The organism is Allobosea sp. NPDC055332 (genome assembly GCF_053645455.1).
In genome coordinates, this window is the sequence record NZ_JBSHMO010000004.1 from 198500 (window position 1) to 224476 (window position 25977).

General features: G+C 65.8%; 22 protein-coding genes. 13 read left to right on the forward strand and 9 right to left on the reverse strand.

The window, feature by feature from the left end:
* The first annotated feature begins 135 nt into the window (after positions 1 to 135).
* The 3 genes from ACWIGM_RS22605 to ACWIGM_RS22615 are packed head-to-tail and all read left to right on the forward strand — an operon-like array spanning position 136 to position 6270.
* Entirely contained in the window at positions 136 to 1737 is a 1602-nt protein-coding gene (locus ACWIGM_RS22605; RefSeq protein ID WP_454028217.1) for a condensation domain-containing protein, read from the forward strand.
* Positions 1727 to 4861 carry an amino acid adenylation domain-containing protein gene (locus tag ACWIGM_RS22610; RefSeq protein WP_454028218.1) on the forward strand — a complete coding sequence of 1045 codons (3135 nt, stop codon included), beginning with the start codon at positions 1727 to 1729 and terminating at the stop codon, positions 4859 to 4861. The genes ACWIGM_RS22605 and ACWIGM_RS22610 overlap by 11 nt, the downstream gene beginning before the upstream one ends.
* 41 nt (positions 4862 to 4902) lie before the next feature.
* Entirely contained in the window at positions 4903 to 6270 is a 1368-nt protein-coding gene (locus ACWIGM_RS22615) for a condensation domain-containing protein (protein WP_454028219.1), read from the forward strand.
* 128 nt (positions 6271 to 6398) lie between these two features.
* Here ACWIGM_RS22615 and ACWIGM_RS22620 read toward each other — a convergent pair whose 3' ends face one another.
* The 4 genes from ACWIGM_RS22620 to ACWIGM_RS22635 all read right to left on the reverse strand — a co-directional run bounded on the left by ACWIGM_RS22620 (position 6399) and on the right by ACWIGM_RS22635 (position 12169).
* Positions 6399 to 9356, reverse strand: coding sequence for a condensation domain-containing protein (locus tag ACWIGM_RS22620; protein ID WP_454028220.1), 2958 nt, complete (start codon positions 9354 to 9356; stop codon positions 6399 to 6401).
* Between the two features lie 52 nt (positions 9357 to 9408).
* Entirely contained in the window at positions 9409 to 10242 is an 834-nt protein-coding gene (locus ACWIGM_RS22625; RefSeq protein ID WP_454028221.1) for a siderophore-interacting protein, read from the reverse strand.
* Positions 10243 to 10353: 111 nt separating this feature from the next.
* The gene (hemP, locus tag ACWIGM_RS22630) at positions 10354 to 10563 is read right to left on the reverse strand and encodes a hemin uptake protein HemP (protein ID WP_454028222.1); all 210 of its coding nucleotides are present in this window, start codon (positions 10561 to 10563) and stop codon (positions 10354 to 10356) included.
* Positions 10564 to 11002: 439 nt separating this feature from the next.
* The gene (locus tag ACWIGM_RS22635; protein WP_454028223.1) at positions 11003 to 12169 is read right to left on the reverse strand and encodes a calcium-binding protein; all 1167 of its coding nucleotides are present in this window, start codon (positions 12167 to 12169) and stop codon (positions 11003 to 11005) included.
* Between the two features lie 465 nt (positions 12170 to 12634).
* Here ACWIGM_RS22635 and ACWIGM_RS22640 point away from each other — a divergent pair, with 465 nt between their 5' ends.
* The gene (locus tag ACWIGM_RS22640; protein WP_454028224.1) at positions 12635 to 13126 is read left to right on the forward strand and encodes a DUF3617 domain-containing protein; all 492 of its coding nucleotides are present in this window, start codon (positions 12635 to 12637) and stop codon (positions 13124 to 13126) included.
* A gap of 154 nt (positions 13127 to 13280) precedes the next feature.
* On the forward strand, positions 13281 to 13667 hold the full coding sequence (locus tag ACWIGM_RS22645) for a DoxX family membrane protein (protein ID WP_454028225.1): 387 nt from the start codon (positions 13281 to 13283) through the stop codon (positions 13665 to 13667).
* 5 nt (positions 13668 to 13672) lie between these two features.
* On the opposite strand, the gene ACWIGM_RS22650 is transcribed toward ACWIGM_RS22645, so the two are convergent.
* Genes ACWIGM_RS22650 through ACWIGM_RS22660 form a run of 3 tightly spaced genes read right to left on the reverse strand, consistent with a single transcriptional unit; the run spans position 13673 to position 15996 of the window.
* Positions 13673 to 14128 (reverse strand): RbsD/FucU family protein, encoded by a 456-nt coding sequence (locus ACWIGM_RS22650; protein WP_454028226.1) that lies wholly within the window; start codon positions 14126 to 14128, stop codon positions 13673 to 13675.
* Position 14129: 1 nt separating this feature from the next.
* The gene (locus ACWIGM_RS22655) at positions 14130 to 14969 is read right to left on the reverse strand and encodes an amidohydrolase family protein (RefSeq protein WP_454028227.1); all 840 of its coding nucleotides are present in this window, start codon (positions 14967 to 14969) and stop codon (positions 14130 to 14132) included.
* Positions 14970 to 14973: 4 nt separating this feature from the next.
* A complete protein-coding gene (locus ACWIGM_RS22660; protein WP_454028228.1) occupies positions 14974 to 15996 on the reverse strand; it encodes an aldo/keto reductase in 1023 nt (340 codons plus the stop codon).
* Positions 15997 to 16181: 185 nt separating this feature from the next.
* Between ACWIGM_RS22660 and ACWIGM_RS22665 the strand changes: the two genes are divergently transcribed.
* The 8 genes from ACWIGM_RS22665 (at position 16182) to ACWIGM_RS22700 (ending at position 24031) form a co-directional block, all read left to right on the forward strand.
* Positions 16182 to 17531, forward strand: a complete 1350-nt coding sequence (locus ACWIGM_RS22665; protein WP_454028229.1) for an ABC transporter substrate-binding protein — start codon at positions 16182 to 16184, stop codon at positions 17529 to 17531.
* Between the two features lie 106 nt (positions 17532 to 17637).
* A complete protein-coding gene (locus tag ACWIGM_RS22670; RefSeq protein ID WP_454028230.1) occupies positions 17638 to 18567 on the forward strand; it encodes a carbohydrate ABC transporter permease in 930 nt (309 codons plus the stop codon).
* Entirely contained in the window at positions 18567 to 19385 is an 819-nt protein-coding gene (locus ACWIGM_RS22675; protein WP_152013382.1) for a carbohydrate ABC transporter permease, read from the forward strand. Before ACWIGM_RS22670 ends, ACWIGM_RS22675 begins: the two co-directional genes overlap by 1 nt.
* A gap of 51 nt (positions 19386 to 19436) precedes the next feature.
* Entirely contained in the window at positions 19437 to 20333 is an 897-nt protein-coding gene (locus ACWIGM_RS22680) for a dihydrodipicolinate synthase family protein (protein WP_454028231.1), read from the forward strand.
* An 11-nt stretch (positions 20334 to 20344) separates the two neighbouring features.
* Positions 20345 to 21019 (forward strand): GntR family transcriptional regulator, encoded by a 675-nt coding sequence (locus tag ACWIGM_RS22685; RefSeq protein ID WP_454028232.1) that lies wholly within the window; start codon positions 20345 to 20347, stop codon positions 21017 to 21019.
* Between the two features lie 78 nt (positions 21020 to 21097).
* Entirely contained in the window at positions 21098 to 22090 is a 993-nt protein-coding gene (locus ACWIGM_RS22690) for a sialic acid TRAP transporter substrate-binding protein SiaP (protein ID WP_454028233.1), read from the forward strand.
* Positions 22091 to 22247: 157 nt separating this feature from the next.
* On the forward strand, positions 22248 to 22748 hold the full coding sequence (locus ACWIGM_RS22695) for a TRAP transporter small permease (protein ID WP_454028234.1): 501 nt from the start codon (positions 22248 to 22250) through the stop codon (positions 22746 to 22748).
* Positions 22745 to 24031, forward strand: coding sequence for a TRAP transporter large permease (locus ACWIGM_RS22700; protein WP_454028235.1), 1287 nt, complete (start codon positions 22745 to 22747; stop codon positions 24029 to 24031). Before ACWIGM_RS22695 ends, ACWIGM_RS22700 begins: the two co-directional genes overlap by 4 nt.
* 6 nt (positions 24032 to 24037) lie before the next feature.
* On the opposite strand, the gene ACWIGM_RS22705 is transcribed toward ACWIGM_RS22700, so the two are convergent.
* Complete coding sequence (locus ACWIGM_RS22705; protein WP_454028236.1) at positions 24038 to 25057, reverse strand: SIS domain-containing protein; 1020 nt, start codon at positions 25055 to 25057, stop codon at positions 24038 to 24040.
* Positions 25050 to 25922, reverse strand: coding sequence for a carbohydrate kinase family protein (locus tag ACWIGM_RS22710; RefSeq protein WP_454028749.1), 873 nt, complete (start codon positions 25920 to 25922; stop codon positions 25050 to 25052). The genes ACWIGM_RS22705 and ACWIGM_RS22710 overlap by 8 nt, the downstream gene beginning before the upstream one ends.
* Between the last annotated feature and the right edge of the window lie 55 nt (positions 25923 to 25977).

A 25977-nucleotide genomic window follows, 5' to 3' on the forward strand; every position in this document is an offset into this window, starting at 1 on the left:
GAAGTTACTCTACTTCTAAAGAGGCTTCATTCGCAATGCTGATCGCAAGCGTTGACAGCTTCTTGCTTTCGTAAGAAGCAATGTCAACCAAAATCGACTTACGATCATTCATTGTAAATTCTCAAAATAAACATCATGAGATCACGAGAACTGACACCTATGCAGGCGGCTTACTGGGTTGGCCGTCGCTCTTCCGCGCCGCTCGGCGAGGTTGCTGCACATCTTTATGGCGAGTTCGATGGTCGCGATCTTGAGCCGGGCCGGTTGCGCAATGCTGTCCGCGGGCTCTGCCGGCTGCACCCGATGCTGCAATTGCGGGTCGACGCCGAGGGCGTCCAGCATCTCGATCCTGCCCTTGCCGCGCTGCCGCTCGAGGTCGAGGACCTGCGGGGACTTTCGCCGGAAGAGCTGGAGAAGCGCCTCCTCGCCAAGCGCCGGCTCTGGGCTCATCGCCAGCTCGACCTCGCGGACGGCCAGGCGGCGGCATTCGGCCTGAGTCTGCTGCCGGGCGGCGCCTGCCGTTTGCATGTCGATACCGACATGATCGCGATCGATCCGAACAGCTTCAGGATCGTGATGGAGGATCTCGCGCGCCTTTACGACCATACCGATCACCCCGCCGAGCCGGCCTCGCACGGCTTCTTCGACTGGTTGGATCGGATGGCGGCGGATGCCAGCTTCACGAAGCGGCGCGATCGCGACAGAGGTTGGTGGCGCGCCCGTCTCGCTGACGTCTCCCCGGCGCCCGACCTGCCCACGGCATCTCATGCTCTGGCAGAGCCGACAAGCGAACGCCTGGCGGCCCGGCTTTCTCCCGACGAGCGCTGTGCCCTCGAAAGGCGCGCCCGCGATCTGCGGGTGACGCCGTCCGTGCTGACGCTTGGCCTCTTCGCAGCCGTGCTCGGCCGAGCGACTGGGCAAGCCCACTTCCGCCTGAATGTCCCGAGCTTCTGGCGTGCTCCGGTCATTCCCGAGGTTGAGCGGATCGTCGGCGAGTTCTCCAACGTACTGATCCTCGGCGTCGACCTAGCTGCCGCAACGACGTTGGCCGAGCTGTGCCGCGACATCGGCCAGCAGATGGCCTTGCTCATCGCCCACGACGCCTATCCCGGTGTCAGCATGATGCGCGACCTGTCGCGGCTGCACGGCTCGGTGCAGACCGCGCCGGTCGTCTTCACCGCAGGCCTCGGGCTTTCCGGCGGCGAGCTCTTCAGCGAGACCGTCAGGCGCGTCTTCGGCGCGATGAACTGGGTGATCTCGCAGGGGCCGCAGGTGGCGATCGATGCCCAGGTCGTGGCCTGCGGCGGTGGCATCCTGATCAACTGGGATGTCCGCCTCGACGCGCTGCCCGAGGCCTGGGTCCGCGAGACCTTCGAGGCCTATGTCGCGCTGCTGCGCGAGGTCGCGGCTCAGCCGAAGGCGCTCGACGCCGCGCCGACCGCGGTGAATGCAGGGCCGAGCCGAGAGCCCGCCAACCCGACGGAAGACATGCTGATCAACCTGCTCGGGCGCCTGTCACCGGGTGAAGCGGCGCACGAGGGCAGCGTGATCAGCAAGGCCGCCCAGGCCGAGATCACCCGCTTCCTAGACCGCTATTGCCCCACCGGCGCGCTGTCGCGTCCGGATTTCGACGAGGCGGTGACGCCTCGCAGCCTCGCTTGTCTCGTCCGCGCCCGATCCGGCGGCGTCTCGGACGAGATCGCGCGCATCTTCCTGGAGACGATCGATGCGGGATGACTTTTCCGATGCCGCGCAGGGCGGAGCCTTGGGCGGGGACGAAGCGCCGCTGACCGATCTGCAGCAGGCCTATCTGCTCGGGCGCGAGCGGCATCTGCCGCTGGGCGGCGTTCCCATGCAGGAATTCCGCGAGTATCGCGGTGTGATCGACATCGAGGCGCTGCCGCAGCGCCTTCTGGCGTTGGTCGGGCGGCATCCCGCCTTGCGGACGCATATCGACGCGCAGCGCCGGGTTTCGTGGGTCTCGTCCGAGCCGGGCGTCAACTATGATGAGATCGACCTGCGCGGCCTATCACCGGCAGAGGCGCTGGCCTGGATCGACGGGCAGCGCGAGGACTACGCCCATCGCCTATTCGATCTCGCGCGCTCGCCCTGGAACGTGACGGCCTTCCGTCTGCCCGAGCCGGAAGCGGATGATCCCGCCCCGACGACCTGCGTGCTGTTCGCCCGCTTCGATGCACTCATCCTCGACGGGCGCGCCATCGCCTCGCTGCTGGTCGAACTGCTGGGCGGCGAAGTAGCGAGATTTGAGCCCGCAGCCCTGCCGCCGCCGGCCAACGAGGCGAAGCGGCGCGAGGATGCCGCCTATTGGGCCCGGAAGCTCCAACCGGTCGAGGGACTGCCGCAACTGCCCTGGACAAAGCCGCTGGAAGCGATTCCCGCCTCACGCTACGAGCGCAAGAGCCTGACGATCTCCCGCGAGCGTTTCACGACGCTCTGCCGCCTCGCTGCCAGGGAACGCCTGTTCAAGAACACGGCAGTGACGGCTGTCATCCTCGAGGCCCTGTCGCATTGGCTGGGTGACGGCGCGCTCTGCGTCGGTATCCCCGTCGCCCCCGCCGCCTCGGCCGAGCTTGCCAACCGGTCGAGCTTCATCGCGGTCAACTGGGATGCCCGGCAGGGGAGCTTCCGCGAGCGGGCGCAGGCCTTGCAAGGCGATGTGCTGGAAGGGCTGGAGCATCTCTCGCAATCCGGCGTCCAGATCAGCCGACTGCTGATGAACGCCCATCCGGGTGGCCCAGCCCTGCCTGTCGTCGTCACCAATGGTCTTGGCTGGCCGAAGCTGGCGAAGGATGCCGGCATCCGCCGCCATGGCGGCCTGACCCAGACGCCGCAGGTCGCCGTCGATATCCGCTTTTCGGATGATGCCCAGGGCAATCTCGTCGTCGACATCGATCATGCCCGGGAGGCGATCGACGGCGGAATCATCAGCGACATCCTCGCCGCGCTGGACCGGCAGATCGCAGCAATCTGCGAGCGTGGCACCTTCGACATTACGTCAGGCGAATTGCTCGATCTCGGCCACTACCGGCTCAACGGCTCGGAAAGCGATTTCGCCTGCAGCCGCTTCCTGCAACGCATCGCCGACAATCTCTTCACGGGAGATCCGGACAAGCCCGCCCTGATCTGCGGCGCGCGTCGGATCTCCTATGGCGAGCTCGGCACGAATGCCGGCAAGGCGGTGCTGGCGCTGCAGCAGCGCGGCGTCGGCAAGGGCGATGTCGTCGCGATCTGCCTGCCGCGTGGCCCCGAGCACACCGCGATCACGCTCGCCTGCGCGCTCCTGGGGGCGATCTGGGTGCCGATCGACGCGGCTTCGCCAGCGGAACGGCTCGACTATCTCCTCGCCAATTGCCGGCCGGCCCTGGTGGTGGCGGCCGGCCCCGTTGCGGGGCATGATACGGCGACGCCTGAAGCCCTGCTGGCAGGCGAGCCGCCGGCCGACCCGCTCGCGCTGCTGCCGGCGCTCGATGTGCTCTCGGCCAGCGATGAGCCCGCCTATTACCTCTACACCTCCGGCACCACCGGCCGGCCGAAATGCGTGGTGCTCTCGAACCGGGCGACCTCGAACGTCATCGGCCGCACGCTGGAGAACTGGCAGGCGACGGCGAGCGACGTCTTCATCTCGGTGACGCCGCTGCATCACGACATGTCGGTCTTCGACGTGCTCGGCTGCCTGACGGCGGGCGCGACGCTGGTCCAGCCGGCGCCGGGCGAGGAGAAGGACGCGATCGCCTGGAACCGGCTCGTCGCCGAGCACAAGGTCACGCTCTGGTGCTCCGTGCCGGCGATCCTTGAGATGCTGCTGTCCTGTCGGCGCGGCGACGAACTGCGCTCGCTCAGGCTGATCGCGCAGGGCGGCGACTACATCAAGCCGGCGGTGATCGCCGAACTGCGCCGCCTCGATCCGGCGCTGCGGCTGGTCTCGCTCGGCGGACCGACCGAGACCACGATCTGGAGCATCTGGCACGAGATCGGGCCTGAGGACACCAGGCAGGTCCCCTATGGCCGGCCGCTGCCGGGCAATCGCTACTTCATCCTGAACGAGCGCGGCGAGCATTGTCCGCCTGAGGTCGTCGGGCGCATCCACACCGCCGGCGTCAATGTCGCGCTCGGCTATCTCCAGGATGGCGTGCTCGGCCAGAGTGACTTCGTCACTGTTGCGGACGAAGCCGGCAAGTCGGTGCGCGCCTTCCGCACCGGCGATCGCGGCCGCTATCGCCATGACGGCACCATCCTCTTCGCCAGCCGGGTCGACGGCTACGTCAAGATCCGCGGCGTGCGTGTCTCCTTGCCGGACATCGAGGCGGAACTCGGCGCCCACCCGGAGATTCGCCAATTGCTGGTAGTCGATTGCGGCGTCGAGCAGCACGGCGAGGCCGAGATCGGCGTGATCTACGTGCCGGCGCAAGCGGGCAAGCCGAGCGCCGCCGACTTGCGCGCCCATGCAAGGCGCGCCGTGCCGGATTCACATGTCCCGACCCGCTTCGTCGAGGTCGAGGCGCTGCCGCTCTCGGCCAACGGCAAGCCCGATCGGCGCAAGGCCCGTGAGCTGCTGGCTGCTACCGATCGGCGCGAGCCGGTCGCGAGCGCGGCCGCGCCTCCAGTCAATCCGCGCAGCCGCAGGATCCTCGACCTCTATCTCGCCGTGCTGGGCCAGCGGGCCTCGCCGGAGATCGACGACAGCACCGATTTCATCCGCCTCGGCCTGCTGCCGTCCCACCTCAAATCCGTGGCGAGCCGGATCCGCGACGAGCTCAATGCCGATCTGACACCGCATCAGCTGCTGCGCTGCCGCAATGCCGGGCAGGTCGCATCGCTGCTCCGCGACCAGGAGCGGTGAGGCAACGCGCCGCCGCCGCACAGTCCGAACAGGAGATTCCCATGTCGCAGGCCGATTCGCGCCGCGCCCTGATGCCGCTCACCCTGCCGCAGCTCGATTTCTGGGAGGAGTTTACCTTCCATCCGGAGGAGCCGATCGCGACCGTCGCGCATTGCCTCGATATCGACGGTGTCATGGACGAGCAGGCACTGGTCTCGGCCATCACCCAGACCATCGCCGAATCCGACGTGCTCTGCGTGCGCTTCCACGCCGAGCAGGGCCGCGAGACGCCGCTTCAGAGCTGTGATCCGCAATTGCGACCCGCCCTGCAGCGGATCGATCTGAGGGGCGTCGCCGATCCCCTGCAGGACGCGCGGCGCCGCATGGAAGCGGATGTCGCGGCGCCGCTCGACCTGCGCGGCGCCGGCCTTGCGGCGACCTGGCTCCTGCGTGTCGGTGAGCGGCGCTATCTCTGGTATATCCGCGCCCACCATATCATCCTCGACGGCTATGGCTTCACGCTGATCGAGCAACGCTGCGGCCAGCTCTATTCGCAAGCCCTGGCGGGTAACGAGGCCGGCCCAGCCTTCCACTCCTTCGCCAGCTTCATCGCGGAAGAAGAGGCCTATCGCGCCGGCCGCCGACACGAAAGCGACCGTGCCTATTGGCGGGAGGAGTTCGCCGCGCATGCCCCGCTACCGGTGCTGCATCGTGGCGACAAGCAGGCCGGCGGGGCGCCGCACGAAGTCTATGGCACGCTCTCAGCGGATGTGAGCGCCGGATTGCGCCGACTCTCAACGGTGACGGGCATCGGCTGGCCCGATTTGCTGGTGCTGCTCTCCGGGCTCCATCTTTCGCGCCACCTGCCGCGGCAACGGATCGACGGGCGCGAGGTCCTGGCCTTCTGGCTGCCGTTCATGAGCCGCTGGGGCAGCCTCGCCGCCCACACGCCCGCCATGGTCGTCAACATCCTGCCCTTCCATCTCTCCTTCGGGTCGGAGGAGAGCCTCGAAGACGTTCTGCGCGGGAACGCCGCCACGCTGCGAACGCAGCGCCGCCATGGCCGCTACCGGATTGAGCAGATCGCCATGGACAACGGCATGCCGGAGGGCAGCCGCTATTTCTTCTCGCCGCTGATCAACGTGCTGCCATTCAGCGCCCCGAGCTTCCATGGCTGCGCGGTGACGCGGGAGATCATGGGCAGCGGCCAGGGCGAGGGCATCGACCTGACCTTCCGCGGCGAGGACGATGGCAGCGAGCTGTCGTTCGCGATGTCGGCCGACCCGGCGATGTTCGCAAGGGAGCCGTTCGCGCAGCATGGCGATGAATTGCCGGCCTTCCTGGCGCGGGCACTCGCCCCGGAGGCGCTGGCCCATCCGGTCGCGGCGCTTCTGGAAAAGCAGCGGGAGGATGCGCTCGGCTTGGTGTGAGCGCGATGACATCGTCATGCTCGCCCTTGTGGCGAGCATCCATGTCTTGAACTCCACCCTGCCCGAAGGAGGACGTGGGTGGTCGGGACAAACCCGACCATGACGGGGAAGGCAGCGCCCGTATTCGCTCACCCCTCCGGCAGATGCGTGCCCAGTTCGGCGAGCTTCACCTGTGCCCCGCCAGTCCGGCCCATCAGCGCGAAGACCGCGCTGGTCGTCGCCGTGATCTTCTCGACCTCCTGCGGCCCGTAATGCTCGGAGCGATAGCTCATTAGCACGCGGATCGAGCGGTCGCCGGACAAATCGGTCTCCTCCATCACCTCGAAATGCAGGCCGAGCATCGATTCATGCCGCTCGGGATCGACCTGCCGGAAGGCGATGCTGCGCCCGTCCGGCAGCGCCAGCTCGCCGTTCAGCTTGTTCTTGGCGTGGATCTGGATGAAGACCTCGAAGAGATGATCACGGCCCGGCGTCATGCCGAGCGCCTCCTCGACCAGGTCGATCGGGATCTCGCTCGATGGCAGCGACTCGTTGACCAGGTTCCTGACCTGGCCGACCAGGCCGCCGAGGCTCATCGCCTCGTCGAAGCAGATGCGGTGGGCGACGACCGTGGTGAAATAGCCGACCGTGTCGAAGAAGGCGGCGTCGCTACGGCCCGAGGCCGAGGTGCCGACCACCAGTTCCGACAGCGAACCGAGCTGGCGCAGCGAAGCGGCGATACCAGCATAGACCACGTTGAACAGCGAGGCGCTGCTCTGCCTGGCGAGAGCATAGAGTCCTTCCGTCGCCTCCCGGTCGAGCTTGAACTCGACCCAGCCGCCGGCGGCCGAAGCCTCCTCGCCGGCAGGCTCGACCCGGTCCTGACGCCGCAGGATCGGCTGCGGCTCGGGCGCCCCACGCAGCATATCTGTCCAATAGCCGAGATGCTCCTGGTCGACGCCGGCAGCGTCCTGGAGCCGGGCGAATTCATGGAAAGGCGCCGGCGCATCCGACCAGACCGGCATGCCGCCGGCCGCACGCACGCGGTAGCAATAGGCGATCTCGTCCATCATCAAGTTGACCGACCATTCGTCGAGCACAACGTGATGAAACAGGAAGGACAGCACCTGCCGGCCCGTTGTCGGGTCGATCAGGAAGCGCAGGCGGAAGGGCAGTTCCTTCGCTAGGTCGAAATGGTGCTGCGCCTCGTCGCGGCGATCGACGCCCAAGCTGTCGGCGCTCGCCCAGAACCATTTGTACTGCGACAGCTCGGCGGCCGGCACGACCTGCTGGACCATGCCCTCGCCTTCCTGCCGGAACAGGCTACGCAGGCCGGGATGGCGTTCGAGGACGTCGGTGAAGGCACGCCCGTACAGGGCTTCGTCGACCGGCTCGAGGAAATCGAGCGCGAAGGGCAAGTTGAAGATCTCGTTGAAGCCGAAGGCGGCATAGGCCTTCCACAGCGAAGCCTGCGCCAGCGACAGCGGCGCGCTCGGCGCCTTCTCGATCGCAGCCGCACGCACTGGCTCCGGGCTGGCCTCGCCGGTGCGGCACGCCTTAAGCGCGAGCGCGGCGGCGCTCGGATAGCTGAAGAGGTCGTTGAAGTGCAGCTCGATGCCATGCTGGCTGAGCAGGCGCCCGATGATGCGCGTCGCGATCAGTGAATGGCCGCCATGATCGAAGAAATCATCGTCCGGTCCTAGCTCAGGCGCGTTGAGAGCGGCGCGGAACTCGGCGAGGATCAAAGCGGTCGTCAGGTCGGCAGCCGGCGCTTCGACTGGAGCCGAGCCTCGCGCCAGGTCCGCGGTCGAGTCCGCGGCCGTGGATGCAACACCGGGCAGGGCGGTACCGCCCTCGGCAAGCCACGCCAGGAAGCGCTCAAGCAGGATCGGGCCGATGTGCGACGTGAGCGCCTGTCCCGTCACCAGTTCGAGGACGATGCCGCCGGTTTGGTCGCGCCCCACCGCCAGCGCCAGATCCGGCCTGTTTTCGAAAGTAGGCAGTGGCAGCCGTTCGACCGAGACGCCGGCGAGGCAAAGCCTGGCGGCGGGATCGCCCAGCCAGCTCGCGGTCAGCGTCGGGCGGCTGCCCTTGCCGGCCCGTGCCACCGCCGCGTCCGTCTGGTCGAGACGATTGAGGATCGCGCAGACGGCCGTGCCGGTCTCTCCGTGGCCATCGACCGTCAGGACGGGAAGGCCGTGATCGACAATTTCCGGCGATGGATCGGCGAACTCTGAGACTCCGAGCCGCACATCGATCTCGCCGCGGCCGCTGAGTGCCGCGAGATATCCGGCAAAGCGCGCGACGAGATGCGCGAGGATCATGTGATCCGGGGCATCCGGTTCGAGCCCGGTCAGCAGATCGGCCTCGACCCGGGCGCTGCAGCGCCCGGCCAACCCGGGCAGCGGCGGCTCGCCGCGCGCCCCATGGTCGGTGATGACAGAGCGCGTTTTGGCGCTCTTGCGCATCCAGCCCGGCAGCATCGCCGACGTCTCGCCCGGCGCTGGGGCAACGCCACGCATGCGAGCCTTGATCCGCGGTGCCGATGGCACGGTCTTGCCCGCATAGGCTTGCGCGAGCGCGCTGAGAAGCTGATCGATCGGTGCGACCTCATCGAGGATGCGGTGCAGAATCACGGCGAGGATCGTTTGCTCGCAGCAGGCGATCACGAGCGTCTCGAAGGGCGGCTCGCTCTCGCAATCCCAGCTGCTGCCCTGCCGGTCGAGAATCATGCCGATTGCCTGTTCGCGGGTCTCGGCCCGGACCAGCCGCAGGAGCCTTCCCTCTTCGCCGGCGTAGCGCTTGTGCAACTCGCCGTCATCGCTGAAGCGGAAGCGGGTATTGAGATCGGGCCAGGAACGGACGACAGCGCCGACCGCTCCGGCGAGCCCTGCGAGATCGACATCGCCGGTCAGCCGGCAGGCGACGACATGCTTCAGGACCGCGTCCGGATCCTGCTGCTGGGCCAGCCAGACATGCTCCTCGTATTGGGTCGGAGCGAGCGCTGCCGGCGTGCCCGGCGCCGTTGTCCCGATGAACTTTTGCCTGGCGGCATCGAGACGCCGCTGCTCGTCGCGCGTCAGCAGGTGATCGAAGTCGGCAGCCATTGCTGGTTTCCTCTCGCTTCGGCAGATGTCGGTGTATGGCGGGCGGGCCGCCTCACTCGTCGAAATCGTCGTGCACGGCGACGGCGCCGCGACGCCAATAGCCATGGGCGCGGACCCATTTGCGATTGGCGCCGCGTTCGTCGACGAGAACGCTGCGCAGCTGCTTGGCGGCGCTTGATTCGCAGGCGATCCAGGCGAAGTAGTCGCCATCCGGAAAAGCCAGGGCTGGCAGGGTTGCGAGCAGCGCTGCACCGGGTTGCGCCCCGGGAGCACGATGAGTCCAGACCACCTCGATGCCGGCCGAGCGATGCAGCGGTAGTTCCTCGTGCGCTCCGCCAGCCTCGACCAAAGCGAGCGCCCGGTTGCCCGACGGCAGTTCCTCCAGGCGCCGCGCCAGGGCAGGCAGCCCGGTCTCGTCGGCGATCAGCAGATGCCAGTCGAAATCAAAGGGGACAATGAAGGAGCCGCGGGGGCCGGCAATCCAGGCGGAATCGCCGGGCTCGACCGTCGACGCCCAATAGCTGGCCGGCCCTTCGTGCAACAGGGCGAAATCGATATCGAGTTCACCCGCCTGCGGATCATGCCGCCGCGGTGTGAAATCGCGCGCCAACGGCCGCGGGCCGCTCTCCGGAAATGCCAACCCGTCCGGGCCGGCGACGGGCAAGACCGGCTTCACTTCGCCGGGAGCGGCGAAGAACATCTTCACATGGTCGTCGAAGCCGAGGCTGACGAAGCCTTCGAGCTCCGGACCGCCCAGCGTCACGCGCCGTATCGACGGGCTGAGATCAGTTACGCGCAGGACGTGCAACTGCCGCAGTACCACCTTGTGACGCTGGCGCATCGGCAGGCGTTCGCTCAGCACGCCCGTTCCATCGGCGTTACCCATGATCTCGATCCCTTGTGTGTGCTGGCTCGTGGCGGCATGGCCGCATTGAGTTCGATCCGGCCATGCCTCCTGGCCGTGGGGTTCTACGGCGACGTAATCCGTCGCCGGTGGTCATTTGGTCAGGATCAGTTTTCCCTGCCGCGTGATCTTGAGGCGATAGAGTTCGCCGTGATGGTCGATCCCAATCTCCGTCTTCCCTTCGAAAACCGCCGTGCTGAAGATCGTCCTGACCGGTCTCATCGCAGCCGAGCGAAGCCGGGCGGTCTCCCGATCCGGGCATACAGAGACGATCGAGGAAGACGAGAGGTACTGGCTACTCATGAAGACCGCTCGGAATGACAGGCTGCAGCAAAGGCGCGAGCAGCTTAACCAATCTCAAAAAAGCAAGCAATTACAATAGTTTATATGTGTAAGCATTAAAAATTGCGGAGTGAAGCTAAGCGCATAGCAGTGAGGTCCTGCAAATCATTCGTAGTCGCTGCACGTTTGCGCGATGACCTAACAGTTTCTGTTGGCTTATTCGTTGGCTTATGTTCCGTATAACAAATTTTTCATTAGATTATTCAATATCTTAGCTAAGATCGACCTCGACCAGGGGCGTCATTTCCCATTATGCCTTGCCGCTGCCCAGCGGCCATCGTGCAGGCGCGACCTGTCCAGCCGCGCCAGCAGATCGAGTTCAGGCGAGCGGAAACGGGGCCTGGAAGCTGCCCTCACTCACCGGACGGCGCCCCTGTCGGATGCGTGGCTCGCATAGCGATCAGAAATAGGTTCCGTCGTCGTAGATGCCGGTTCGGCCGACATAGGTGCCGGCAGCGTCGTAATAGTCGGTGTATTGCTGCCAGGCGTTCGCGTTGTCCGCGTCGAAATAGGTATTCTGGTAAGAGCCGTCATCGAAAAGCGCCTGGCGGGCGATCAGATTTCCACCGTTCGCGTGGAAGTCCGTGTACCGGCTCCAGGACTGGCCGGTCGTGTCGAAATAGGTCGACTCGTAACTGCCGTTGTCGTTCAGGACCTGCCTTGCGGCGAGCGTGCCCGAACTATTGTGGTAGTCCGTATAGGAGTACCAGGACTGGCTCGATGCAGCATCGAAGACCTGCGTCGTGCGCGTGCCGTCGTCGTTATAGGTCACCTGCCATTCCGTGACGCCGTTCGATGTGAATTTCTGTCGATAGCTCGACCAGGAATTCGTTCCGGCATAGTCATAGATGAGAGACTCTGAAAGTCTGCTCTGAGAGTCATAAATATTCTGGGCGTACAGTACCCACCCGTCGACGTAGTAGTCGGTATAGCTACCCCCACGAACCTCGGCGAGTTCGAAGCCGTTGTCAGACAGGTCGAACTGCCGGACGCCAACCTCGGTGTCGACGGCTTGGATGATGAGGCGGTCGAAGCCGTTGCCGCCATTGTAGGAATCGCCGGGATTGGACGAGAAGCGTCCCCAACCTTGCCAAATAATGGTGTCGTCGCCGTCGCCTCCCGAGACGATGTCGGTGCCCGCGCCACCGTCGAGATAGTCGTTCCCGGCGCCGCCATTGAGTATATCGTCGCCAGCGTCACCGAAGAGCCTGTCGTTGCCGTTCAGTCCGAACAGCGTGTCATTCCCGTCACGGCCGGAGATGAGATCATCGAAATTGCCGCCGGTCAGCGTGTTCGCGACATTGTTTCCCGAAATGGTATTACGCGCGTTCGGGTCGCCAATGGCATTTTCGACAGGGCCGTTTCTGACGATGGTATAGCCCGAATCGGCACCGATTGGCGTCGGAGCGCGCCCGAAAGCCACTGTATTGTCGCCGCCATAGGCAAGGTCGATCGTCGCGGGCGCCCCATGGGTGCCCCGCGCAATCAACGTGTCGGTCCCGGTGCCATCATCGACATACTCGTAGAAAATGGGGTTCGAATTGGCGCCATAGATGTCATCAGCCATATCACTTCTCCCAAAAGCTTGCTTGCAAGCGGCCGCCGAGTGAATGGTCAATCAAGTCTTCTGTTTTGTCGTCTTTTCGTCAAGTAGATTTTCGTATAGTTTAGCTAAAGTAATATTTTTATTTTACGATCGGAAAGTCAGAATATAACGCTACAGCCATAATATATTTACATTTCAATTTTTAAAAATCCGTGAATCATAAATTTTACATGGAAATTCTATCCGGCAGAACCATGAAATAGTCCAAAGGGGCGCCGGCAACAACTGTGATGGCTCGAAGGGCTGCATCCTTTTTTCGGCATGGTCTGCCAAATTGATACACTCCAGGTTGTTCTCTTCTCCCGGGTGGGCGCCTGAATTCGTCCATCCGTGCGGCAGATTGGCGCCCGCCCTAAAATCGCCGCTCACCCTCGCTCTGTCTTGCCGCCTCGAATCGACGATTCCAGTCAGCCGAGGAGTAGAACCATGCGGGCAGTCGCCATCGCCGTCGCGGCCAGCGTTTTCGGAGCCATCCCAGTGCTTGCGGATGAGCTCCCGCAGCGCAAGGCGGGGCTATGGGAGACCAAGTCGACGGGAGCGGAGGGCGAAACCACCGCCAAGCAATGCGTCGGTCCGGGCACCGATCGCGCCATGCTGGGCGGGATGACCGGCGGCGCCTGCGCGAAGGTCGAGGTGAAGAAGGTCGGGGCCGGCTATACCGTCGCGACCGAATGCACGGTCGGCCAGATCAAGGCGGTCGGCAACAGCGTCGTCAGCGGTGATTTCCAGGCGACCGTGCGCACCGAGGGCACCACTAGGCTCACCGGCATGCCCGGCCAGGCAGGAACGGTCGAGCGCAAGCTCGTGGTCGAGGCCACGCGTCTCGGCGAGTGCGGCCCCGGCCAGAAGCCGGGCGACGTCATCCTGCCCGACGGCAGGGTGATCTCGATGCCGGGAGCGGCCGGCGCGAAGCCCTAGTCCCTGTCGCGAGTGGAAGTCGCGAGTCTGCCATTTGGCGGATGATAAAAAATTGCCCGGCATGTCACAATTGGCCGAGCTGTTTCGTCCTTGTGGAAAGCGCTGCAGCGGCCATGCCGTCCTGTGAGGCGCGCTTCGCCGGGCGAGGACGGACATGGCAACGGACATTTTTCTGGTTGGAACGGAGACCGCTGCTGTCGCAGGGCGGCTGCTTCTGGGCGGAGCCTTCGCCTTTGCTGGCCTGCGCAACATCGTCAACAGGGGCCTGCTGGCGAACCTAATCGGCGCGCGCGGTGTGCCGCTGCCGGCCGTCACCCTGTGGCTCGGCATCGTCTTGCAGATCATCGCCGGACTGATGATCATCTGTGGCATCAAGGTCTCGCTGGCCGCGTTGATGTTGCTCGCCTTCCTCCTGGCGGCGACGCCGATGTTCAACAACTTCTGGGACCATCAGGGCCTGGATCGTGCCAACCGCATCAACGGCTTCGTCGCCAATATCGCGATCGCCGGTGGCATGCTCGGCCTGATTGGCCAAGCCTGAGTAGCTCAGCCGGGCTCGCCGGCGATCACGCCCTTGCGGAACAGGAAGCAGCCATAGGGGCGGGGATCGCCGACCTGCACCACCGCGAAGGCCTGCTTTGCCGTCTCGTAGAAGGCGAAGCGCTCGATGCCGGCGAGCAGCTCGGGGCGGCCGAGGGCCCGGTCGAGTTCGGCCTGGACCTGGCTCTGCACCTCGGGGATCGCTGCGGTATCCCCGACCACCAGCATGCGCCTGGCCGGCTGCGGCTCGAAATCGTCGATCGGCAGCACCGAGAGGATGGCGCGGGCTACCCGGGCCATGGAGAGGCCGGGCAGGCGCACCAGCCGGCCGCTGGTGGTGGCGCGCGCTATCTTTTCGGCGGGATGGTTGGCGTCGACGAGGGCAAGGTCGTCGCCATGGCCCATCGCTGCCAGTACCCAGAGCAGATCAGCAGAGAGGACCGGGTCGATATCCTTGAGCATGTCACCTGCGTCCGCGCTGCGAGAGGTAGAGTTTTGCGGCATTGCCGCCGAAGACGGCAGCGCGCTGCGCTTCAGTGAGGCCGGCGAGGAGCGTTTCGGCCGCCTCGAACCATTGAGCATAGGAAGCGCGCAGCGTCACCACCGGCCAGTCGCTGCCGAAGATCAGTCGCTCTGGACCAAAGGTGGCGAGGAGATGCTCGACGACCGGCGCCAGCGTGTTCGGCGTCCAGTCCGGGTCGGCTTCGGTAACGAGTCCGGAGAGCTTGCAGGTAAGCCGTGGATGTTTGGCGAGGGCGCTGATGCCGTCGCGCCAGGCTGTGAGGTCGCCGCTGACGAGGTCGGGCTTGGCGCCGTGATCGATGACGCAGGCGAGATCGGGGTGTCGCTCCAGCACCGTGAGTATCGCGGGGATATGGCGCGGCTTCAGCAAGGCGTCGAAGGTGAGACCATGCGCGATCATCGCGTTGAAAGCAGGTGCCAGAGCGGGGCGTGCCAGCCAGTTATCGTCGGCGATGTCCTGGACCATGGGCCGGAGCCCGACGAGCAGAGGATCACCGCCGAGGGCCGTGATGCGCTCCGCCACATCGGGCGCATCGAAATCGGTCCAGCCGACGACGCCGGCGACGAAGGGCGTCTTCGCCGCGATCTCAAGCAGATAGGTGGTCTCGGCCTCGGTCGGAGCTGCCTGGGTCAGGATGGTGCGTTCGATCCCATGGGTGGCGAGGAGCGGCGCGAGATCGGCCGGGCCGAAATCGCGATGGATCACGCCTAGCGCCGGCGTCAGCCAGCCATAATCGCCGCGGGCGAGGCTCCAGAAGTGCTGGTGGGCATCGATGCGCATGAGATCAGACCGGGACCGGGACATCGGCGCCAAGCAGACCCTCGGCCTTCAGCTCTGTCCAGAGCGCGGCGGGAACCGGGGCGGCGAGCTCGGCAACCTGATCGGCAACTTCCTCCGGCTTGACCGCGCCCATGACCAGGCTCGCAACCGCGGGGTGGCCAAGCGGGAATTGCAGCGCGGCACGGCGCAGCGGCACGCCATGGCGAGCGCAGACCGCCTCGATCGCCGCGACACGGGCGAGGATCTGGGGCGGCGCCGGCTGGTAGTTGTACTTGGCGCCTGCGATCGGGCCGGTGGCGAGGATGCCAGAATTGAAGACACCGCCCAGCATCAGGTCGATACCCTTCTGCTGCGCCAGCGGCATGAAAGAGGCGAGCCCCGGCTGCTCCAGCAGGGAGTAGCGCCCGGCGAGCAGCATCGTGTCGAAGTCGCCGGCGTTCGCGAAGCGCTCGCACATCTCGGCTTCATTGACGCCGACGCCGATGGCCTTGACAGCCCCGGCGGCGCGCAGCTTGTCGAGGGCGCGATAGGCGCCGCCCATGGCCTCTGCAAAACGGGCCTCGATCGCGCTCTCCCCATGCGTCCAGACATCGACATCGTGGATCAGCACGACATCGATGCGATCGACGCCGAGGCGCAGTGCCGATTGCTCCAGCGAGCGCAGGGCGCCGTCATAGGAATAGTCGAAGCGCATTCCGTGCGGCAGTCCGCCGAGATAGCCGGAACCGTTGCCGCGGCCGGCGAAGGGCTCGGCGACGCGGCCGACCTTGGTCGAGATCACCACGTCCTTTCGGCCGGAACGCCGCAGCGCCGCGCCGATCCGGTGCTCGGAGAGGCCGTGGCCATAGAGCGGTGAGGTGTCGATCAGGTTGATGCCGGAGGCGAGCGCCGCCTCGACCGTGGCGATCGCACGGGATTCGTCGAGATGGGCATAGAGATCGCCGAGCGGCGCGCCGCCGAAGCCGAGCGTCGTGACCTTGAGGCCGGAGCGGCCGAGCGGTCGAGTTGGAAGCGTGGGAATCGTCATCGGAGGCCGGGTGCTCGGTCGTGTTGCATCACTATGTGCACGTCAACATGTTAGCTTGCAACCGCCTTCGTTCCGGACTAGCGTGCGCTCCATTCCGGCAGGCGAGGGGCGATGACGAGCCAGCCTGCTGGAACAGCATCAAGACGGCCTGCAACGGCCGCGTACCAGTCCACGGGAGGACATCCATGACCGAGATCTTGAAGCCGACACGGCGTGGCCTGCTGCGCGGCGCCGCCGCGCTCGGCGCGACCGGCGCCATCGCCTCGCCTCTGGTGCTGCGCGAGGCGCGGGCCCAGGCCGCCTTCAACTGGAAGCGTTTCTCCGGCCAGTCGATCGATGTGCTGCTGGTCAAGAATCCGCGCTCGGACTTGTTCCAGGCCGCAGAGAAGGAGTTCACCGAGCTCACCGGCATCAAGGTCTCCTCCGAGCAGGTGCCGGAGCAGCAGCAGCGCCAGAAGGCGGTGATCGAGTTCGCCTCGGGCAAGCCGAGCTTCGACGTCAGCGCGATCTCGCTGCATGTGCAAAAGCGCATGGCGGCCAAGGGCAAATGGTTCGCCGACCTCTCGCCCATGATCAAGGACGCCTCGCTGACCTCGCCCGATTTCAACTTCGAGGATTTCGGCGCCGGCGCGGTCGCCTATGCCCGCCAGGCCGATGGGGCGCTCGATACGCTGCCCTATTTCGTCGACTACTGGATGCTCTACTACAACAAGGAACTGTTCGACGCGAAGGGCGTCGCCTATCCCAAGAGCATGGACGAGATGGCGCTCGCCGCCGCCAAGCTGCACGACCCAGCCAAGGGTGTCGCCGGCTTCGTCTCGCGCGGCCTGAAGAACGCCAACGTCCCGGTCTGGGCCTGCCTGCTGCTCGGCCAGGGCGTCGAGACCACTTCGGCCGATGGCAAGCTCCTGACCGATACGCCCGAGGCGATCTGGGCCGCCGAACTCTACAAGAAGCTCAACAAGGACACCGGCCCGGTCGGCTCTGTCGGCTTCAACTGGAACGAATGCCAGACGACCTTCATGCAGGGCCGCGCCGCCATGTGGCTCGACGGCATCGGCTTTGCGACGCCGCTCGAGGACCCCAGCAAGTCGCGCATCGTCGGCAAGGTCGGCTATGGCGTCACGCCGCCTGGGCCGAAGGCGCATCATGCCGGCATGTTCGGCGACGGCATCGGCATCTCGCGCGGCTCCTCCAAGAAGGAGGCGGCCTGGCTCTACATCCAGTTCATCACCAACAAGGTCCAGCAGCTTGCCATGCTCAAGGCCGGCGCCGGCGCTCCGGCGCGTTCCTCGGCCTATCTCGACACGGCGACGATCGAGGCGTCGAAATTCGGCAAGCAGTATTTCGACTGCCTGCTGAACTCGGCCAAGATCGCCCGCGCCGCACTGCCGCAGATCGTCCCGGTCACCGAATTCCGCGACGTCTTCGGGGTGGCGCTGACCAATGCGATCGGCGGCGCGGATGTTGCAGCCGAGCTGAAGAAGGCGACGGAAGCCTTCGCGCCGGTGCTGGCCAAGAGCGAGCAGGGCTAAGGCCAGTCGTTACGCGTCATGGCCGGGCCTGACCCGGCCATCTCGTGACCAGAGGGCATTTTCCAAGAGATGCTCGGGTCAAGCCCGAGTATGACGGTTCCAACAGATGACCAGCACCACCTTGCCAGCCAGTAGCCTGACGAGCCCAGCGCCGCCTTCGGCAGCGGATTCTCGGGATTTCACGCCGCGCTACTGGCTGTTCTCCCTGCCGGCGGTGCTGATCATCGCCAGCGTGATCGTCTTCCCCTGGCTGTTCACGCTCTACATGTCGACGCAGGACTGGAAGATCGGCGGCGGCCAGGAATTCATCGGCCTGCAGAACTTCGTCGAGCTCTTGCGCGACCCGCGCTTCATTGAGTCGATGGGGCACACCTTCTACTACACGGTGCTCGCGGTCGTGCTGCCGATCCTGTTTGGTACGGCTGCGGCGCTGGTCTTCCATCGCGAATTCCCGTTCCGCGGCCTGCTGCGCACCATCTTCGTCATGCCGATGATGGCGACGCCCGTCGCGGTCGCGCTGGTCTGGACGATGATGTTCCACCCCCAGCTCGGCGTGCTGAACTATCTGCTCTCGCTGGTCGGCATCGGCCCGCAGACCTGGGTCTATTCGCCGAACACGGTGATCCCGACGTTGATCCTGGTCGAGGTCTGGCACTGGACCCCGCTGGTCATGCTGATCGTGCTGGGCGGCCTCGCCGGCCTGCCGCGAGAGCCCTATGAATCCGCGCTGATCGACGGTGCCAATGCCTGGCACATGTTCCGGCACATCACGCTGCCGCTGGTCTGGCCGTTCATCATGGTCGCGATCGTGATCCGCACCATCGATGCGCTGAAGGCCTTCGACACGATCTTCGTGATCACCCAGGGCGGCCCCGGAACGGCGTCCGAGACGCTCAACATCTTCCTCTATCTGCAGGCCTTCCAGTTCTACAAGATCGGCTACGCCTCGGCGGTCGTGGTGATCTTCTTCGTGATCATCATCATGCTGTCGCTGCTGCTGCTCTATGCGCGCCAGAAGTCGAAGTGGAACGCGTGATGAAGCGGCTCCTCTCCAAATTCGGCTTCTACGCGTCGGTCTTCGTGCTGGTCTCGCCGGCGGTGCTGGTCTTCCTCTGGATGATCTCGCTCTCGCTGAAGAACGAACTCGACAACACCGCCTTCCCGCCGGTGTTCATCCCGAGCCCGCCGACCTTCGCCAACTATCTCGATGTGTTCGAGAAGAACAATTTCGCGCTCTACCTCTGGAATTCGATCCTGGTCACGGGCGGGGCGGTGCTGGTCGGCCTCGCGGTCGGCGTGCCGGCCGGCTACGGCATTGCCCGCGGCAAGGCCCATAAATTCGCGATCCTGATCCTGGTCGCGCGGATGACGCCGGCGCTGTCCTATCTGATCCCGCTCTTCCTGCTCTTCCAGATCACTGGCCTCGTCGGCACGGTGACGGCGCTGGTGATCACCCATCTCGTCATCACCATCCCGATCATCGTCTGGATCATGATCGGATACTTTGAAAACGTCCCGATGGAGCTTGAGGACGCTGCCCGCATCGATGGCGCCACGACCTGGCAGGCCTTCCGCCATGTCGCACTGCCCTTGGCCCGGCCCGGCATCGTCGTCGGCGGTATCCTCGCCTTCATCTTTTCCTGGAACAACTTCATCTTCTCGGTCGTGCTCGGCGGCAAGGCGAGCCGGACTCTGCCCTCAGCCGTCTACAACTCGCTGACTTTCGAGCAGATCTCCTGGGGCCCGCTCGCGGCGGCCGCTTTGCTCGTGACCTTGCCCGTCCTGCTGCTGACCGTCCTCGCCCAGCGCGAGATCGTTGCCGGCCTCTCCGCCGGAGGGCTCAAGGATGGCTGACATCGCCTGCCCAATCTCCCAATCGCACACCTCACGGAAAGACGCTTCGCAATGGCTCTGAATCCCAACCGCTTCGGCCTCTCCTGCGCCATCACTACGCCGATGCGGGAAGGCGGCGCCGTCGATCTGCCGCGGCTCGTCCACCACGCCAAGCACGTTCTCGCCAATGGCTGCGACAGCGTCACGCTGTTCGGCACGACCGGAGAGGGCGCGGCGCTCGGCGCCCCAGCCCGCACCGCCATGCTCGGCGCTTTGGTCGGCGCCGGCATCGACCCGGCCAGGCAGATCTATGCCGGCGTCGCCGCCGCCTCGCTGCATGAGGCGGTCGACCAGGCGCAGACTGCGCTGAACATCGGCGCCAAGGGCCTGCTGGTCGCGCCGCCCTTCTACTTCAAGGGCGTCGGCGACGAGGGCCTCTATGCCTGGTTCTCGCAGTTCTTCGAGAAGCTTGGCGCCTCCGCCCGCAATACCATCCTCTACCACATCCCCTCGGTGACGGCGGTCGACATCTCCGTCGGGCTGGTCGAGCGGCTGAAGAAGGCCTTCCCGGGCGTCGTCACCGGCGTCAAGGATTCCTCCTGCGACTATCCGACGACCGAGGCCTTCCTGAAGGCGCATGGCGAGCTCGCCATCCTGGTCGGTGACGAGCGTCTTCTCGGCCGCGCCGTTCGTGCCGGCGCGCAGGGCTCGATCTGCGGCGTCGCCAATCTGGTGCCGCATCTGCTGCGCCCGATCGTCTATGAGGGCGCCGAGGATGCGACGGTGAACGCGCTGGTCGACGAGATCTGCTCCTATCCGGTGCTCCCGGCGGTCAAGGCGCTGGTCGGCCATCTCCATGGCGATGCCGGCTATGGCCCGATGCGGGCGCCGCTGACCGCGCTCGACGAAGGCCAGCGTAAGGCGCTGTTCGCCGCCTTCGACCGGATCACCCGCGCCAAGGCGGCCTGAAGGAGCGTGTGATGAGCCAGCCCGATCCGGACCGCGACGGCGAGCCGCTGAAGCTCAGGGAGCGGGCCTATGCCAGCTTCACCGAGCGGCTGCTCGCCCGCGAGATCCGGCCGGGCCAGTTCGTCACCCAGCGCGAGCTCGTCGCCATGACGGGCTATCCGCTTGGCGCCATCCGCGAATTGATCCCGCGGCTGGAGGCGGAAGGGCTGATCAAGACCGTGCCGCAGCGCGGCATGCAGGTCGCCCATGTCGACCTCAATTTGATCCGCAACGCCTTCCAGTTCCGCCTCTTCCTCGAAAAGGAGGCGACGGCTGCCTATACGCGGACCGCGACCGACGAAGAGGTCGCCGAGCAGCGCCAGCGCCATGAGGCGATCATCCGCCGCGCCGAGGCCGGCGGCGACGAGACGCTGATCGAGGATGCCGAGGATGTCGACCGGCTGATGCACGAGATGATCATCGACCATCTCGACAACGACATCGTCAGCCAGGCCTTCCGGGTCACCTGGCTGAAGATCAGGCTGATCCGGCAATACGAGACGCGGATCCAGAACCACATCCTGATCCCGGTGATGCAGGACCATCTCAAGATCATCGCGGCGATCGAGTCGCGCGATCCCGAGGCGGCTGCGGCGGAGATGAGCGCACACATCAACAACGCCCGGACGAGGGCGATGAGCTACTGACCAGCGATCAGGCGCCCATCAAGACAAGGCGCTGGAACAGCGAGCCGGAAAACCGGCCGCTCAGGGAGGAGAGCAACGATGACCAAGCTGACGAAACGCGCCTTTCTCGCCGGTTCTGCCGCCGCCGGTGGCATGATCGCGATGCCGACCGTGCTGCGCGCGCAGGCCACTGTGCTGCGCTGGGGCGATGGCCAGCCGGTGACGCATCCCTCGCCGCAGGCGGCGCTCAAGGCTGCCGCCGAGATCAAGGAGAAGACCGGCGGGCGGATCGAGATCCAGAGCTTTCCGGGCGGCCAGCTCGGCTCCTCGCGGGACATGGTCGAGTCGGTCGCCTCCGGCGCGCTGACCATGGTGACGGAAGGCGCCGCCCAGCTCGGCCAGTTCGTGCCGCAGCTCTCGATCATCGAGGCGCCCTATATCTGGCGCGACCCGGCGCATATGACCCGCGCGCTGTCCTCACCGCTGATGGAGGAGCTCAACAAGGTCCTCATTGAGAAGCGCGGCATGCGCGTCATCGGCGTCAACTACTACGGCGTGCGCCATATCACGAGCGGCAAGAAGGAAATCCGCTCAGCCGAGGACATGAAGGGCTTCAAGCTGCGTGTGCCGGAGGTCGACACCTTCAAGGCGATGGCCGAGGCCTGGGGCGCCAAGCCGACGCCGCTGAACTTCAGCGAGCTCTACCTCGCTCTGTCGCAGGGCGCGGTCGACGGCCAGGAGAACCCGCTGCCAACCATCGCCTCGGCCAAGCTTGGCGAGGTCCAGAAATACCTGATCCTCAGCGCCCACATCATCACGCCGCGGCTGGTGATCGTGAACGAGGCGGCCTGGAAGAAGCTCTCAGGCGCCGATCAGGCCGCGCTGAAGGCCGCGGTCGACGCTTCCGCCGCCTGGCAGGACAAGGAGATCATCACCCAGGAGAGCGGCCTCGCCGACACGCTCGGCAAGGCCGGCATGACGGTGATCACGCCCGACCTCGAAAGCTTCCGCAAGCCGGTGCTGGCGACCCTGCCGGCCAAGTTCGAGAGCAAATGGGGCAAGGGCCTCTGGGACCGAATCCAGGGTCTGTGACCTGGCTCTGTCATCCCGGACAAGCCGCGTAGCGGCGCAGGTCCGGGATCCATCGTAGGGCTCCGAACTTTACGATGGATTCCGGTACTCCGCTGCGCCTCGGCCGGGATGACGGTTCCTTTGATTGCTCCGTTTATCCGCCACCGGAACCACCGCCATGCTCCAGCACATCGCTCGATGGTCCGACCGGGCCATCGAAGTCCTCGCCGTGATCGTGCTCATCGCCATGCTGACGGCGGTGATGCTCGGCGTCATCACCCGCGCGCTCGACGACCCGCTGATCTGGACCGACGAACTCTCGCGCTATCTCCTGGTCTGGGCCGCGGCGCTCGGTTGGGTGCTGGCCTCGCGGCGGCGCGTCCATATCCGCATTACCTTCTTCATCGACTTCCTGCCGGAGCGCCTGCACCGCATGGCCGAGGTGGTCATCCAGCTCGCGGTCGCGCTGTTCGGTCTCCTGATGATCTGGCAGGGCGCCGAGCTGGTCGAGCGCAACTACGATCTCGAGGCGACGGCGATGCCGATCTCGGTCGGCTGGATCTATGCGCCGATGGTGCTGGTCGGCATCTATGTGGTGTTCCAGGCGCTGGCCGAATGCAGTGACGCGCTTGCCGGGCGCCGCTTCGTCTCGCAGGTCGCCAGCGAGGTGATCGAATGACCACGCTGATGTTCCAGATCGGCGGGGTCTGGCTCCTCGCCATGCTGGCGGGTGTGCCGCTCTTCGCCTCGATGGGCCTTGCCGCCTTCGCCTTCGTCTTCTTCGGCGACCTCACGCTCTCGATCGTGCCACAGAAGATCGCCCAGGCGGCGAACTCCTTCCCGCTCCTGGCGGCGCCGCTCTTCATCCTGATGGGCAATATCCTGAACTCAGCGGGGATTACCGAGAAGATCTTCGCCTTTGCCACCGCGGTGGTCGGCTGGATGCGCGGCGGGCTCTGCCACGCCAACATCATCGCCAGCGTGATCTTCTCCGGCATGTCGGGCTCGGCCGTGGCGGATGCCGCTGGAGTCGGCACGATCGAGATCAAGGCGATGATCGACGAGGGCTATGACCGGCCGACCGCGGCGGCGATCACCGCGGCATCGGCGACGATCGGGCCGATCATCCCGCCCTCGCTGCCGATGGTGATCTACGGCGTCAGCGCAGACGTCTCGATCGGCGCGCTCTTCCTCGCTGGCGTCATCCCAGGCTTCCTGATGGCGGGCGCGATGATGGCGATGGTCTGGTACATCGCGACCAAGCGCAATCTGCCGCGTCACCCATTCCCGGGCTTCATGGGCGTGGTCAAGGCCTTCCGCGAGGCCTTCTGGGCGCTGATGGCGCCGGTCATCCTGTTCGGCGGCATGATGAGCGGCTATTTTACGCCGACGGAAGCTGCAGCTGTCGCCGCGGTCTACGCGCTGATCCTCGGCCTCTTCGTCTATCGCGACTTCGACCTGCGCGACCTGCCGAAGATCATCGTCGACACCGTCGAAACCACCGGTGTGGTGATGTGCCTCGTCATGGTCGCCGGCGCGCTCGGCTGGTGCATGTCGATCTCGCGCGTGCCGCAAACGCTGACGCCGGCGATCGTCGAGAACATCACCAACCCGCTGGTCTTCCTGCTGGTCTGCAACATCCTTCTGCTGGTGGTCGGCTGCTTCATGGAAGCGCTGGCGGCGATGCTGATCCTGATCCCGATCCTGGTGCCGGCCGCGAATTCCTACGGCATCGACCCCGTGCATTTCGGGATGATGTTCATCTTCAACCTGATCCTCGGGACGATCCATCCACCGGTCGGCGTCGTCATCTTCGTCACCGCGAAGATCGCCAATATCAGCTTCGAGGCGATGTCGAAGGCGATCATGCCCTGGCTGGTGCCGCTGCTGGCGACGCTGGTGGCGATCACGCTGTGGCCGCCGCTCTCGACCTGGCTGCCGAACCTGATGCTCGGCAAGTAGGGCTGGTCACACCGTCCGCGTCACCTTGGAGAGGTGGGGCGGGCGGTCCGGATCGAGGCCGCGGCTCTGCGCGAGGGCTGCGAGCGCACCGTAGAAGGCGCGGACTTGCGCCAGCGGCAGCAGGGCGACTGGCAAATCCGGCGGCAGAGGCAGGCTCTTTCCCGCGCCGCCTCCGGCATAGCGCAGGTCGGCGCCGAGGCCGGTGAAGGCCGTGGCCGCGGCGCGCACGCTCTCGCTGCCCTCATCGCCCGGATCGAGCGCTAGTGCTGGGAAACCAGGGCCAACCAACGCCAGCGGGCCATGCAGCACTTCGGCGGCGCTGAAGGCCTCGGCATGGATGCGGCAAGTTTCCTTGAATTTGAGCGCGATTTCCTGGGCGATGCCGAAGGACAGCCCCCGGCCGATCACATAGAGGCTGCTGGCCTCGCGCCAGGACAGGAGAGCGGGCTTCCAGTCGCAACGCCCGGCAGCGTCGAATGCTTCGGGTGCCTGCGCAAGCGCGGCGGACAAGGCTTCGTCCTGTGCCCACTCCGCCGTCAGATGCAGGAAGGCGAGGCAGGTGGCGAGGAAGCTCTTGGTCGCGGCGACGCTGCGCTCGGGCCCGGCCCGCAGCGGCACGAGCACGTCGACCATCCCCGCGAGCGGCGAGGCCTCGTCGTTGACGAAGCCGACCACGAGCGCTCCGGCGCGCTTGGCCGCTTCGGTCAGCAGCAACGCATCGGGACTGCGGCCGGATTGCGAGACGGCGATGAACACGGCGCGGGACAGATCGAGCTCGCCGCCATAGACCGAGGCGAGGCTGGGGCCGAGCGAGGCGACGGGCAGGCCGAGGGCGCGCTCGATCAGGTATTTGCCATAGGTCGCGGCATGGTCGGAGGAGCCGCGCGCGCAGGTCGCGACGAAGGCCGGTCGCTTGATGCGCAAGCGCGTGACGAGATCGGCGATGATCGCCGCGTTCTCGGCAAGCTGGCGGCGCGCGACGATGGCGGCCTCGGCCGCCTCACAAGTAAGCAGGGCTTCAGCCATGGCGACGCAGGGGCTCTTCGAGCAATCGGTCGGCGATGCGGGCGACCTGGTGCGGATCGAGCACGTGGCCGGCACCGCCGACGCTCTGGACCGAAAGCGTACCACAGGCGATGCCCTCGGCGAGGGCGCGTTCGGGAGAACTCCCGGCAAGCCAGGCGGCGAGGAAGCCGGCATTGAAGGCATCACCCGCACCGGTGGTATCGAGCACCGCCTGGCTGGGCGCGGCAGGAAGCGTGATGCTCTTCTCGCCGTGGTAAAGGCAGGCGCCGGCACCGCCATCCTTGATCACCACCAGCGCGAAGTGTTGCGCCAGCCGTTGGCCAGCCGCATCGAGATCGTCGCTATCGGCAATCGCGCGAGCTTCCGATGCGTTCGGCAGGAAGACATCGACGCCGCTGCAGCGTGCGACGAGATCGGGCGAGCGGATCAATGCATCGTCCCAGCTCGGATCGAGCGAGACGGTGAGGCCGTGATGTTTGGCGTCGGTCACCAGATGCGGGATCTCGGCCAGCGTCGCGAACTCTGCGATGTGGAGGTGGGCAGCGCGGACATGGCCGAGGGCGGCAGGAAGCGTCCCCGGCCGCGCCGGGCCGGCGCGACGGGAGAGAAAGGCGCGCTCGCCATCCTTGACCATCGCGACTGTGAGCTGCGGGCCGGCATCGACGGCACGCTCCAGGAAGGCGAGGTCGACGCCGCTGCCTTCCAGCGCCGGCAGGAGCGATTGCGAGAGCGGGTCCTCGCCGAGGCGCGCGAGCAGGGCGGAGGGGCGGCCGAGCCCGACAAGATGGGCCGCGGTGATGAAGCCGCCGCCGCCGGGGACGATCGCGACATCATCGGCAAAGCGCTCCTCGCCGAGGCGCGGCATCGCTTCCAGCCCGCGGAAGACGAGATCGCAATAGAGCCGGCCGGCGCTCAGCACG